9 protein-coding genes and 4 pseudogenes are annotated in these 12,789 nt (G+C 58.6%); 7 read left to right on the plus strand and 6 right to left on the minus strand.

Features of this window, described 5'->3' with window-relative positions; translation table 11 throughout:
* The first annotated feature begins 1 nt into the window (after position 1).
* Positions 2–1,189 carry a MaoC family dehydratase gene (locus ACFFWD_RS00580; RefSeq protein WP_376960371.1) on the plus strand — a complete coding sequence of 396 codons (1,188 nt, stop codon included), beginning with the start codon at positions 2–4 and terminating at the stop codon, positions 1,187–1,189.
* Positions 1,190–1,239: 50 nt separating this feature from the next.
* Here ACFFWD_RS00580 and ACFFWD_RS00585 read toward each other — a convergent pair whose 3' ends face one another.
* Complete coding sequence (locus tag ACFFWD_RS00585; RefSeq protein WP_376960373.1) at positions 1,240–1,437, minus strand: LexA family protein; 198 nt, start codon at positions 1,435–1,437, stop codon at positions 1,240–1,242.
* A gap of 133 nt (positions 1,438–1,570) precedes the next feature.
* Between ACFFWD_RS00585 and ACFFWD_RS00590 the strand changes: the two are divergent.
* Positions 1,571–2,689, plus strand: a pseudogene (locus ACFFWD_RS00590) (IS630 family transposase).
* A 91-nt stretch (positions 2,690–2,780) separates the two neighbouring features.
* Here ACFFWD_RS00590 and ACFFWD_RS00595 read toward each other — a convergent pair.
* Positions 2,781–3,752, minus strand: a complete 972-nt coding sequence (locus ACFFWD_RS00595) for a LysR family transcriptional regulator (protein WP_376960375.1) — start codon at positions 3,750–3,752, stop codon at positions 2,781–2,783.
* 122 nt (positions 3,753–3,874) lie between these two features.
* On the opposite strand from ACFFWD_RS00595, the gene ACFFWD_RS00600 reads away from it, so the two are divergent.
* From ACFFWD_RS00600 to ACFFWD_RS00615, 4 genes and pseudogenes are all read left to right on the plus strand, one after another.
* Positions 3,875–4,057, plus strand: coding sequence for a hypothetical protein (locus ACFFWD_RS00600; RefSeq protein WP_376960377.1), 183 nt, complete (start codon positions 3,875–3,877; stop codon positions 4,055–4,057).
* Positions 4,058–4,633: 576 nt separating this feature from the next.
* Positions 4,634–5,286, plus strand: a pseudogene (locus tag ACFFWD_RS00605) (IS5 family transposase); the annotation flags it as partial.
* Between the two features lie 48 nt (positions 5,287–5,334).
* A pseudogene (locus ACFFWD_RS00610) lies at positions 5,335–5,829 on the plus strand (ABC transporter permease); the annotation flags it as partial.
* A 137-nt stretch (positions 5,830–5,966) separates the two neighbouring features.
* Positions 5,967–6,299 (plus strand): MFS transporter, encoded by a 333-nt coding sequence (locus ACFFWD_RS00615; protein ID WP_376960379.1) that lies wholly within the window; start codon positions 5,967–5,969, stop codon positions 6,297–6,299.
* Here the strand turns inward: ACFFWD_RS00615 and ACFFWD_RS00620 are convergent.
* The 4 genes and pseudogenes from ACFFWD_RS00620 to ACFFWD_RS00635 all read right to left on the minus strand — a co-directional run.
* A complete protein-coding gene (locus ACFFWD_RS00620) occupies positions 6,238–6,636 on the minus strand; it encodes a Rid family hydrolase (RefSeq protein WP_376960381.1) in 399 nt (132 codons plus the stop codon). The genes ACFFWD_RS00615 and ACFFWD_RS00620 overlap by 62 nt on opposite strands.
* A gap of 351 nt (positions 6,637–6,987) precedes the next feature.
* Positions 6,988–8,361, minus strand: coding sequence for an NAD(P)/FAD-dependent oxidoreductase (locus ACFFWD_RS00625; protein ID WP_376960383.1), 1,374 nt, complete (start codon positions 8,359–8,361; stop codon positions 6,988–6,990).
* 1,177 nt (positions 8,362–9,538) lie between these two features.
* Entirely contained in the window at positions 9,539–10,870 is a 1,332-nt protein-coding gene (aptA, locus tag ACFFWD_RS00630; RefSeq protein WP_376960385.1) for an omega-aminotransferase AptA, read from the minus strand.
* Positions 10,871–11,599: 729 nt separating this feature from the next.
* Positions 11,600–11,719, minus strand: a pseudogene (locus tag ACFFWD_RS00635) (ATP-binding protein); the annotation flags it as partial.
* Positions 11,720–12,230: 511 nt separating this feature from the next.
* Between ACFFWD_RS00635 and ACFFWD_RS00640 the strand changes: the two are divergent.
* On the plus strand, positions 12,231–12,789 hold a 559-nt coding region (locus ACFFWD_RS00640), incomplete at its 3' end, for a recombinase family protein (RefSeq protein ID WP_376960387.1).

Consider the following 12,789-nt stretch of genomic DNA (forward strand, 5'->3'; position numbering starts at 1 on the left):
GATGCCAAGAGATCGACATGGCAGCTTCTTTGAGGACTTTCGACTCAATCAAGTCATTCGTCATGCAACTCCGCGCACCGTTACAGAAGCGGAAGCTTCGCTCTACATTGCGCTGACTGGAAGCCGCCACGTACCCCACTCTGCCCTTACGATCGCTCGCAGTCTCGGCTATCGCAATCGGCCGCTGGATGACTTCCTTGTTTTCAACATCGCCTTCGGCAAGACGGTTGCAGAGATATCGCTCAACGCCGTGGCCAATCTGGGTTATGCCGAACTCCGATTCATCGAACCTGTATTTTCCGGAGATACTCTACGATCCGAAAGCGTCGTAATTGGATTAAAGGAAAATTCCAGCCGCAAGACCGGCATCGTATACGTGCGTTCGACCTGCTACAATCAGGATGAGCGACCTATCCTAAGCTGGGTGCGCTGGGTGATGGTTCTCAAGCGAAGACCGCAGTCGATCGTTAAAGAATGCTACGAACCGGAGTTCGTCAGCGCCATTCCCTCGGACGAGCTTTGTTCACCTGGTCGGTTTAGTTCGAAAGTAACCTTGGATGAGTGGTGCGACGCAACTGGTTCGCGAATCCTATGGAACGATTTTGCGCCTGGAGAGCGTATCGACCACCCACTCGGTATGACCATAGAAGAAGCTGACCACCTGTGCGCAACACGACTTTACCAGAACAACGCACGCGTTCATTTTGATGCCGTCGAGATGCAACGATCCAAGATCGGCAAACGCCTCGTCTATGGCGGGCATGTTATTTCTATATGCCGAGCATTGACATATGACGGACTGGAAAACGTTCTTGGCGTGCTCGCAATCAATGGCGGTCAACATGTGTCACCCACTGTCGCGGGCGACACCTTGTATGCGTACTCCGAGGTCATCGACAAATGGAACATGCCCGGCCGATCAGATGTCGGAGCGCTTCGTCTCAGATTAGTCGGCTTGAAGAATTTTATCCCAGTTGACGTTCCCTCGGCGCAATCGGCCACGGAGAGAGGTGGACGTCGCCACCCCGCCGTCGTTCTCGATCTCGACTACACTGTGTCGATGCCGTGCAAGTGGTTAGACGGCAACTCGATCGGGGCGCATTCACCTGTTGACGATGTGCTTTCGGCCGATCCTCCAGTTGCATTTCCGAACACCGGAGACGCTCGCAGACCGGATCTCGTCTCCTAAGTGCGATTCGAATCGTCCGTTTTATGGCAGCTAGTGGCTCGTCACAGTGATTATGACTGGTCGATTCCAAGCCAGTTCACGATGGGCAGGTCTTTCGGAGCAACGAGGATCTGGATGCTTCGTGCGACGCCTGGTTGGCGCCGAATGAGGCCGTTTCGTTCGAGGGTGACGATCATCTGGTGCACCGAGGGCGGGGTAACCTGAAAGTGACGCTGCATGTCGGCCCGGGCAGGCGGACGACGGAACATGTGCGCGTAGGTGTAGATGAAGGCCAGGTACTACCCCTGCTTTTCGGTGAAGCCTCGATCGCTGAGGTGGCGGTCGGCGCCTGATTTTCGATTCATTTGTCGATTCGTCCGGTCCTCCAACAAGGAGGTCGCGATGAATGTACGTTACCGGGTCGAATTGAGCCAAGTCGAACGCCGTGAACTCACCGCGATGTTGAACAAGGGCAAACGGGCGGCCCGCAAACTCAAGCGTGCCCAGATATTGCTGGCGGCCGATGCCGGCTGCAGCGATGAAGAGATTGCTCGCACCGTGGCGGTGGGCGGCTCTACCGTGTACCGGACCAAGCGGCGCTTCGTGGAAGGCAATCTGGAGCGGGCGCTCAGCGAGGATCCCGCGCCCCGGGGCGGCGGCGCGCAACCTCACCGGCAAGGAAGAAGTCCTGCTGGTGGCAACGGCTTGCGCCAGTCCGCCCGAGGGTCGCGCCCGCTGGACGCTGGAACTTCTGGCCGACGCCATGGTCAGGCTCACCGGGCACGGGAGCCTGTCGGGCGAGACGGTACGCCGGCGGCTGGCCGAGAACGATCTCAAGTCGTGGCGCAAGGCATGTGGTGCATTCCAAAGGTCGATGGCGAATACGTCGCCCGTATAGAGGACGTGCTCGACCTCTATGCGCCAGATCCCCAGCAGCCGGTGGTCTGTTTCGACGAGAGCCCAGTCCAGCTGATCGGCGAGGTGCGCCAACCGATCCCGCCCGAACCGGGCGGGCTCGAACGCTACGATTGCGAGCACCGCTGCAACGGCACCGTCAATCTCTTCGTCTGCATCGACGTGCATAGGCCCTGGCGCAAGGTCAAGGTCACCGAGCGGCGGGCGGCAGAAGACTACGCCCAATGCATGCGCGAACTCGTCGATGTCCATTATCCCGAGGCCGCGTTCATCCGCGTCGTGCAGGACAACCTGCCGACCCAATTGGCCGGTGCCCTCTATGAGGCGTTCGCGCCCGCCGAAGCTCGGCGGATTCTGCGCCGCCTGGAGCTCCACTACACTCCCAGGCATGCCAGTTGGCTCAACATGGTCGAGATCGAGATCGGCGTGCTCCGCGGCCGGTGCCTGGACCGCAGAATCGACGATCCCACGCGCCTCGTCAGCGAAATCGCCGCAGGGGAACAACAACGAAACGCCGCAGGCGCCCGCATCAAATAGATGTTCACAATCGACAAAGCCCGCGCCAAGATGGGCCGCGCTTATCCAATCATATCCAATGAGTCATAATCACTGTGACGAGCTACTAGGTTCACGTGGCCAGCATCAACTCGGCGGATAACCCCATCAGCAAGCCTACGCAACTTGGTCTGTTTAGTTGTTAGCACAATTTCTTGGCTCTTTTGAGCTTCGGTCTTCGAGCAAGCCTGCCCCGCTCTAGCGGGTCTGGAATCAGTTGCCGAAGCAATTGTACGAGGCGTGCCGACGCCGGCGAAAGTGATTGCCCCTTTAGCGTGATGAGAGCCACCTGTCGAATTAGCGGAGGATTTACTATCCGAAGGGCATGAGTTTTTGGACTTGTCCTTAGCGGCAACGCGACTCGGGGCAGTATGGCAGCGCCGAGACCGGCATCAGCCATCGAGATCAAAGTCTGTGCCTGCGCAAACTCGTAACGGGTTGTGAAGCTTAGATTGCGCTCTCTCGTCGTCGCTTCAAGCATCCGTCGGAGGGCCGTAGCCGCACTCAAGACCAAGAGCGGCATATTCGTTAGAGTAGCCAAAGAAATTGTATCCCTCGTCGTCGTCAGCAGGCACCTAGGTACCAGCGCGTATAAGGCATCTTCCAATAAAGGTTCAAACTGGAACTCGGTCGTCTCGACCACGGGGCCAATGCCAAAATCGACCTCCCGCCTCCGGACGCTCTCAAATAGCGCCTCAGAGGTCAGTTCGCGGACGGCGATCTCGATGCCAGGGTGCTCCTTCTCAAACGCAGCCAGCACTCGGGCAAGCCTTGCTTCTGCTATGGTCGGCGAACAGGAGAGCGAAACGCGGCCCCGCCGAATATCCGCCGATTCTCGAATTAGGCGCAATCCGGACTCGACCTCTAGTAAGGCCCGCTTGGCGCACTCGGCTAATTGCAGGCCCTCGGAGGTGAGATGAACGCGCCGCGTCGTGCGGTGAAACAATGGAATGCCAAGTTGTTCTTCCAGGTGACGAATTTGAGCGCTCACCGCGGATTGAGACCGAAACACCTTTTCCGCTGCGGCACGAAAGCTGTTGTGCTCAGCGATGAGTAAAAAAGTCTGCAGGAGCTTCAAATTGAGATTTGCCGTGGTGGCAGGGTTGAACTGCATCGTGCGGTCCAATAATCTCGGATCTTAGGACAACGTTATACATTTTAGCCGACTAGCCGGCAGGTTCAATCGATTCTGCAAGTCTTGACGCAGCTGCCGTCCGGCCCGTGGCGCATTGAAGTTTGCCGGTCTATGCCGCCGCGCTGGAATGTGGTGGGCTGAGCAATTCATGCTGGCAGATTGATTCGGCGAACTACGTCTTTTCACCACGAGAGGAGGAGATTCACGCAATTCGACGGATTCTCGACGCCATGAAGGATGCCAATCGCGAGGGACGGCGCGGTCGGTTTTTGATGGTCGACTGATCGCGATCCCGAGCATTAGGAGGGCAGAGAACCTCATGGCGTAAGCCGGCCTACTAGCTCGAGCACTCGTTGAGGCAAGCAGATCGTCGTTGTACCCTTGTGCATTCGTCTGAATTCCGGCCCGTCGCACTGTCACCCATGCGTTGCGTGCCTACGCGTAGAACCTGTGCTGCTTCTTCTCAATGGAGCGGGCAACAATTTTTTGACCGTGTCCTGCCACATGAACTTTAACTCTGTCCGAACGAAGAACAGATGCGATGAATCAATGTCATCCTGCCCGGCGGCCGCATGGTGCAACTCGCCGCGAATTGCTTCGATGCTCTGCTTGCTCATATTTTAATCTCTAGCACGCATACGATGCAGATTTCCGGCAAATTCGTCCCTGTTGCCACTGCGAAATGTCTCGAATCGCAGTGCAGAACAATGATCCGAAGCTTGATGATGCAGATCATCCGGAAGTCGGCCCGGAATCAACTCTGCACGAGAGTCGATTGAGAGTGTTCGTTAGGTGGTGTGGACTCTGAGGATTCCCTTTTGGGAGCAAATCAGATTCAAAGCTGCTTTTCGGGGGCAGTCTTGGGTGTGATGGACCGGTTGGTTTTGAGCGATGCGATGTGGGAGCGGATGGCGCCGCTGATCATTGGCCGGCCTGACCAAAAAGGTTCGACCGGACGGGACAACCGGATGTTTGTGGAGGGCGCACTCTGGATCGTGCGCACAGGCTCGCCTTGGCGTGATCTGCCCGAAGCGTTCGGCGACTAGAACAGCGTGTTCTGGCGCTTCAGTCGATGGAGCGCCAAAGGTGTTTGGTGGCGGATTTTCGAGGCGATGTCCGACGATCCGGACTTCGAATATCTGATTGTCGATTCCACCATTGTCCGAGCCCACCAGCACGCTGCCGGGGCTAAAAAAGGGGGTCTGAAGATCAGGCGATCGGCCGTTCGCGTGGCGGCCTGAGTACCAAGATACATATGGCCGTTCGCGGCTTGGGGTGTCCTATCCGATTCACCCTCACCGCAGGCCAGAAGGGCGATACACCGCAAGCCGCCGAATTAATCGAGGGTTTACCTGCCGAGGTCGTGATGGCCGATACGGCTTATGACGCCGATCACTTGCGCCAAGCCATCGCCGCCAAAGGCGCGCTCGCCGTCATTCCCAACAATCCGTCAGGGGCGCTCAAACATCCGCTCGACAAGTATCTCTATGCCCAGCGCTATCTCGTCGAATGCTGATTCTCAAAGCTCAAGCAATTCCGCCGTACCGCTTCCTCTCGTGCCTTCGCGGCGCTCGGATTTTCCGTCCCGGTGTTCGTTATTGGCTACTTCTTCATCTACGGGTTCGCGATCAGCATGCGCTTGCTGCCGGTGCATGGATACAAGCCATTTGATCAGAGCCCGGAGCCCTGGTTCGCGAGCCTGCTGCTACCGACGGTGACTTTAAGTCTGGCCTATATTGCTCTCATCGCGCGGATCACGCGGGCGAGCATGCTCGAGGTGCTGTCAGAAGACTATATCCGAACGGCCGCGGCCAAGGGCGCCTCGTCATATTCCTTGCTTTTCCATCATGCGCTGAAGAACGCGGGCGTTCCGATCCTGACCGTGATCGGCCTGGGTTTTGCCCAGTTGATCGGCGGTGTCGTCATCACCAAAACGGTGTTCGACATACCGGGGATTGGTCGTTTGACGGTAGATGCGATCAACAACCGCGATTATCCAATCATCCAGGCCGTGCTCATTCTCTGCTCGGGCTTGTACGTCCACGCGGTGGCCTGATGAGCGTGCGCCAGCCACCGACGTTCCGGCCCGGCCGGAGCGGCCAATCCTTCACTGGCTCGGATATCTCGCACGCGCCACTCACAGAACGCTAAACTTTTGAAGCGCACAGACCTCCCTCCGGCCTTTTTACGACCTTGGCGCCACTCAGGGATCGACTAGGGGGGAGGCCAATCGCTTATGGCATCCTTATGGCCGACTTCGGCATCCGCGCTTTCAGCGCCGGCGTCAGCAGCAGCTTCTTCAGGCGGATAATCTCTCGAGATCGGCTGATAATGCTTGCGTGTGTTGCTTGTGTCGTGTGCTCCATTTCGCTCGCTCTAACTTCCTCGCTAGCTGTGGCGGTGACCTTGCCCCTGGACTTAATCCAGATTGAAGTTCGCTCTGGCCCAGATGGGGACTCGTACATCACCCTATCAAGGCATACGCTTCGATTTCGACGAGTTGCCAAGCGCGCAACATGGAGGTGACTTGTACAAGGGTCGAAGCTGGCCGAATTGAGCCGAACGTTTCCAGGTGGGCCCTTGCGACGTCGTCCGCATCAGCAATGTCGCGGACATACACCACGGTACGGACGACATCTGTAAGCTCTGCGCCCGCTGCGTGAAGTGCCATCGAGATTGTCTTCAGAGCGGCTTTTGCCTGCTCATAAGCGCTGCGTCCTTCGAAGTCCGCTGGAGCGCATGTGCCGGATACGTGAATATGGCCACGCTTCGCCACAGCTCGCGAATAACCAAAAACATCTTCGTATGCCCCACCAGACGATATATTTTGTCTCTCCTGTTGTGCTTTCGCGTGAGTGGCCATTTCACCTCCTTCAGAATCCTGTGACGTCACGAGCCCAGTTCGATGATCAATGATCGGCAACCCGGTAGTGCGAGCCGACCTACTGCCCGAGCACTCGGAAAGCGATCTTCCGCTAAACTCATACATTCCGATGCGATTATCAAAGGCTTTCCTCTCAGCACATTGAGAGTGCTGAGCTTCGGTTGCTGAAAATGTTGGTTCAATAGGTCAATCGGCCGATCTTGCCGCGATCGGTGAGCGCACCGCGAGACGAGGCAGGCGGCCTAACCGCTGGTCGGTTCCGACGCGACAGCTGTTGAGCCGTCGTGCCCTACCCCACGCGTCGATCTGCATGCGGTCATTTCACCTCCGTCAGAGTCCTGTGATGTCGCGGGCGCGGTACCACGCTTCAATGGCGGGCACGGCTGGTTTCGCGAACGCGTGGAAAACATGGCTCGGAAAGGTCAGATCATCGAACGCCGATCGACCTTCCGCTTTTCCGAGCATCTTGAGCGCAATCTTTCGTCCAAAATGCGTAGCGCGGGAAACGCCCGTTCCGCAGTATCCCATTGCGTAATGAATCCCATCCGGCGTCCGGCCCAAGTGCGGAAACTCATCAAACGTGTAACCAATGAGACCGCTCCAAGTGTAGGAAACCTTCACGTTTCTCAATACCGGAAAGGTACGCAACACGTCGCGCGCCAAGTGCGAGTACGCGGCGAGCGCGAAGTCGCCAGCGAAATGGCTCGCGCGCCCACCCCAGATCAGCCGGTTTTCATCTGGCGCTGGACGAAAATAGAAGAACACGCGATTGGTGTTGCCGTACACGCGCCTTCTTGGCATTAGCTGATCGAACAATTGCGCTGGAATTATCTCGGTTGTCAGTTGCGCTGAGCGAATTGGGACGATCCGCTTACGAAAGAAAGCGCCTACGTTTTTCGTGTAGCCGTTGGTCGCAATAAGGACGTCCCTGGCCTGAATCTGAAAGCCGGCGAAATGCAGCGTATGCCCGGCCCGTCCGCTCGTGATCCCGAGCACCGCCGTATTGCCGTGAACCACCGCCCCAGCCTTGATGACGCGGTCGAGCAGCCCCGCATGGTACTTGCCGGGATGCAGGCTCGCATCGTTCGGTAGCAGCGAGCCGCCATAAAATAGATCCGAGCCAATCTCCTTGTGCTGCTCGTCTCGGCTAATCATGCAGGAGTCGACGCGAACGAAATGTTTTAAATCCTCCATGTCGCGAGCCATATTTTCGTAATGCTCTGGCCGCATCGCGCCGCGGAAACGCCCGCAGCGTATAAATGAGCAATCAATCTTCTCTCGCTGGATGAACGCTTCGATGCCGTCGAGCATTTCGATTCCTTCCCGGAGCAACTCGACGGCCTTCCGCTCCCCCTTCATTTGGATGAGGGTGTTCACCCGAAATTTCTGATTGCCGCTGCCAATCTGACCGCCGTTGCGAGTGCTCGCGCCGAAGCCAGGCGCGCCGGCATCAACGACGACGACGCTCCGTCCTGCGCGCGCGAGGATCAAGGCGGCAGAAAGCCCCGTAAAGCCTGCTCCAACGACGACAATATCGGCCCTGTTGGCCGGCCTTGACCAAGGACCAGCCGCTGGCGGGGCCGCGCGCCACCAGAACGGAGTGGCCGGTGTCGGCCAGTACTTTGCCCAGCTTTCAGCAAGCTCCCCAAGGCGAATGCCTATCGGCTCGTCTTGAGCGCTGGCGATCTTGGCGAAGCTCGACACCTGGCATCCTGATTGTGTCACGCGAGCTTCCTCCGGATTTGTGAACACCTGCTCGGGAAGCCGCCCTCGATGAGCAACCCGTGATCCAGAAACATCGTTCGGATTTGCCAGACTTCCCGTACGGAGCCCTTCGACCGTGCGCCTCACGCAAGCACGAACTGTATCCGAGGCACTCTTCGTGTTTGCAGCAAAATAGTCCCTGCGAATGCAACAATGCTGCGTTCAACTGTCAATAACGCACCTTTTGAGCAGACAGGAGTGCACAAGCTAGGTGCCCGATCGCCCAGCGTGTTGGGTTGCTGATCGCCGAAGATGAGTATACGAGGCAGCTGAGAGTTGTCCGGCCATCGCTATCTATCTAGAGCCAGACCTTGGCCAATATCGAGGATGTCGTCCGCCCACGCAGCCGAAACCGAGCAACGCATTCAGGAAATCGACAATAAGTCGGGTGGACGACCGGCTAGCCTCTCTGCTCGAATCTTCCGTTGGCCAAACTTGGCTTCGCGTGTCGAGTGTTCGTCTATCCGCTCCCCCTCTATGCTGGACGGGCGTTTATGTGGTGCAATATTCGCTCCTCTTGTCCGAGAGAATATCCGTGACTATAGCGGGTCAGCAATCTCATCGAAGAGTTCACCGGGCACCGGACGAGCGAATACAGCAGCGGATCACCGCGATGGGCATACCCAAGCGGATGGCCAATATCCTCCGCGCAAAGCCGGAGTCCCATGCGCTCGAAATCGTCCGCGTCCACCGCGACGTCAAAGGACGAGTTTTTGAGAGCTGATTGCGGCGACCGGCCTCCACCACGGCCTCCGCGCTACGAAGTGACGGGGTGGCTACCCAATCTGCTGCGCGGGATGATCAAAGCTCTGCGTAACCAACCAGTGCCTATGCACACGAGACCAGTCAATCTCCAGTGAGAGAATGCGTGGCGCAACAGCAACGACGACAGTTGCCGACCATTCTTGGCTGCCGTCGTGCAGCCGCAAAGGGAGGCGGCTCGTCGAAGGATATTGACTCCCTTACCAAGAAACACAGATCTACCAAACGATCCAGCTAGCGCCATATTGCCATGAGGATGGAGTTGCTGGGCCAAGTACTTCCCGGATCAATGCCCAAGTGGCCGTTCCGTGCAAGATAGTGGAGGGAAGGTTTGCTGCTCGGGATCTCAGCGCCGTCAGGCGACGGCCTTGATCGCCTTGCCGACGATCTCGATGATCTCGTCGACATGGCTCTTCTCAATGACGAGCGGCGGCGAAATGGCGATGCAGTCGCCTGAATTGCGCACCATCAAGCCGAGTTCGAACGCCTTGACGAAGACGTCGTAGCCGCGCGTGCCGGGCTCATACTTACGCGGTTCAAGGTCTATACCGGCGGCCAAACCCAAATTACGGATGTCCGTGATGGGTAAGGTGCCCTTCAGCGAATGGACGCTATCCTCCCAGTACATGGAGAGTTCGGCAGCGTGCTGGAATACGCCCTCGTTTTTGTAGATATCGAGCACGGCCGAGGCCGCGGCGCAGGCCAGCGGATGGGCGGAGTAGGTGTAGCCGTGAAAGAGGTCGATCGCATTCTCGGGCCCGTTCGTCAGCCCGTCATAGACGCACTTCCTTACGAACACGCCGCCCATCGGCACGACGCCGTTAGAGATGGCCTTGGCGACCGTCATCAGGTCGGGGATCACGCCGAAGAATTCGGCAGCAAAACCAGTCCCTAGGCGTCCAAATCCGGTGATTACCTCGTCGAAGATTAGCAGGATGCCATGTTTGTCGCAGATTTGGCGCAGGCGCTGCAAATAGCCCTTGGGCGGCGGCAGATAGCCCGTCGAGCCGGCGCAGGGCTCAACAATCACCGCCGCAATGGTTGAGGCGTCGTGCAGCGCCACGATCCGCTCCAACTCATCGGCGAGTTCCGCGCCATGCTCGGGCAAGCCGCGCGAGAACGCATTCTGGGATGGGATGTGCGTGTGCGGAAGATGGTCGACGCCGGTTAGCAGCGTACCGAACTGCTTTCGGTTGTTCACCATGCCGCCCACCGACATGCCGCCGAAGCCGACACCGTGGTAGCCGCGCTCGCGGCCGATTAGGCGGGTACGCGTGCCTTGGCCGCGCGCGCGTTGCCAGGCAAGCGCGATCTTAAGCGCGCTGTCGACCGCTTCGGAGCCGGAGTTGCAGTAGAAGGCGTGGTTCAGATCACCCGGCAACATGGCGGCGTGGCACGCCGCCAGCTCGAACGACTTCGGATGACCCATCTGGAACGAAGGAGCGTAATCCATCTCTTCAAGCTGCTGGTTTATGGCGGCTTTGATCTCCTCGCGGCCATGGCCGGCATTGACGCACCACAAGCCTGCCGTACCGTCGATGATGCGCCGCCCTTCCGGCGTCCAGTAGTGCACGCCCTTGGCCTTAGCCAATAGCCGTGGGTTCTTCTTGAATTGCCGGTTCGCCGTGAACGGCATGAAAAAGGCGTCGAGATTGTTCGCGGCGGGCGCGGTGCTGGACGGAGTCATATCGCTTCCTCAGTGGCCGGAGTGTCGGCTCTTCTGTTGCACAGACAGCAAAGTCTATGACGTTCCCAAGCAGAATTTAGGCTACTTTCCACCCAAATTCGATGAAGTTCGGCTATTTTAGGCGCCACATTCATGAAGGTCGGCTGCGTGCAATTCGGCGCCCTTCGAAGAACACTCAGGCTGCGGCACGGCCAGAAGGTGGTCGGGCTCTGCCGTAAGGTCTGGCGATCATGCGCCGGCTGTACCCGGACCTGTTTGATAAGAAGCACGCAAACCCCTGAAATGGCACCCTGAAGAGCTGGACCAAACGCAAGAGCACGCGGCGCCTCGCCAGGAAATCTATAGTTTGCGTGGGGCTGCATCAAGGAAAGCCAATTGACCCGGCAGCTGTCGCGGTCTTCTCGTTTGAGTGGCTGCAACGGCCCGGGAACGTGGTGGCCGGCTTTTTGACTTGGCCGGACTTATCCCAGTGCGGATTCCGATGATCTCGCCCGGGTGTACCGATTTGATCTCGCCCAGGATTCCGAGATGATCTCGCCCACCATTCCGATTTGATGTCGCCCGGGGCGCGAGGCGTTCTGGCTGTTTGGTTTCTGGCATCGGCGAAGCCGCGTGGTCAATCTTGAATCGCGGCTCGAAGGACTTGTTTTTTGCTGCTCCTGCTGTGGGCATGTGGGCAACGCCCTTCGCGTTGTCCAAGCGCAGCGGCATGTCCACAGCGCCAAAGGCTCAGGCCTTTCGGCCGGGCTTGCGGGTTCGCCGCAGGCTCTCGCCGTTGAGATCGATCCGGTGGGCATTGTGGACCAGGCGGTCGAGGACGGCGTCGGCGTAGGTGGGGTCGCCGAACACGGCAGAGTACCCCTATTCTTGAACGGGTCGTGTCTCACGTCACGATCACTGACCCGCATCATTTCCTATTTGGGCACCGGCTTGAGGTGCTGAAGGAGCGGTCGGGACGCGGTCCCGCCTACGTCGTCGTCGCGCTGCCGGACGGACGCCGGCGGGCGGTTCGGATCGCGTCGACGGACCTTGCCGAGACGGCGATCACTTCCCGCCCGGACGCAGCCGATCTGCCGCGCGTCAGTGCACGCACGCTGATCCCATTGATGCAACATTTGAGCGCGAGTCTGAGCCTTCTCGACGAGAAGGTGATTCGCGATGACCCACCGACCGCTTCCAGGTCGCGTTGCGTATCGACCCCTGCCGACGTTAGCAAATCCACCCGGCCATCCGACGGCTGGCATTCCGCGCCTGTGGCCGAATCTGTCGACCGCGACGCAAACCCAGATTGCTCAAACGATCGCCGCGCTGATGCGGCGAATGCAAGCGATCCCCGGCACGCCCGGAAGGGAACTGGGTCGTGCTGATCAGCTCGAACATCGCTGACGAGCGGCTCACGACCGCACACCGAGCCAAGTTGGCCTATGTCTACGTGCGGCAGTCATCCGTGAACCAGGTGCGCCAGCATCAGGAGAGCACCGAGCTACAGTACCGCCTCGTCGATCGTGCCATCGGTCTGGGTTGGCCGCCTGAGCGCGTCCAGGTGATTGACGAGGATCTAGGCAAATCCGGTGCTGGCGGCGTGGATCGTCATGGTTTCCAGAAGCTCATTGCCGAGATCGGCCTTGGCAACGCCGGTCTAGTCGTGAGTCTCGATGCTTCTCGCTTGGCCCGCAATAACCGGGACTGGCATCAACTTCTCGAACTGTGCTCGGTATTCGGCGTGCTCATTGCGGATGGTGAGCGGCTTTACGATCCGCGCGCCTACCACGACCGCCTGCTGTTGGGCTTGTCCGGCATCATGAGCGAGGCGGAGTTGCATCAGCTTCGGATGCGCCTGCACCAAGGGGAACGCCAGAAGGCGGCGCGGGGCGAACTGCGGCTGCCCCTACCAGCCGGGCTCGTCTACGATCGAGCGG

It is taken from the genome of Bradyrhizobium erythrophlei (genome assembly GCF_042430365.1).
Taxonomy (GTDB): Bacteria; Pseudomonadota; Alphaproteobacteria; order Rhizobiales; family Xanthobacteraceae; genus Bradyrhizobium; species Bradyrhizobium erythrophlei.

Coding starts and splice junctions, on each gene's coding strand:
- ACFFWD_RS00580 (WP_376960371.1), top strand. CDS start 2: ATGCCAAGAGATCGACATGGCAGCTTCTTTGAGGACTTTCGACTCAAT.
- ACFFWD_RS00585 (WP_376960373.1), bottom strand. CDS start 1,437: ATGTTCCGTCGTCCGCCTGCCCGGGCCGACATGCAGCGTCACTTTCAG.
- ACFFWD_RS00595 (WP_376960375.1), bottom strand. CDS start 3,752: ATGCAGTTCAACCCTGCCACCACGGCAAATCTCAATTTGAAGCTCCTG.
- ACFFWD_RS00620 (WP_376960381.1), bottom strand. CDS start 6,636: ATGGCCACTCACGCGAAAGCACAACAGGAGAGACAAAATATATCGTCT.
- aptA (WP_376960385.1), bottom strand. CDS start 10,870: ATGACTCCGTCCAGCACCGCGCCCGCCGCGAACAATCTCGACGCCTTT.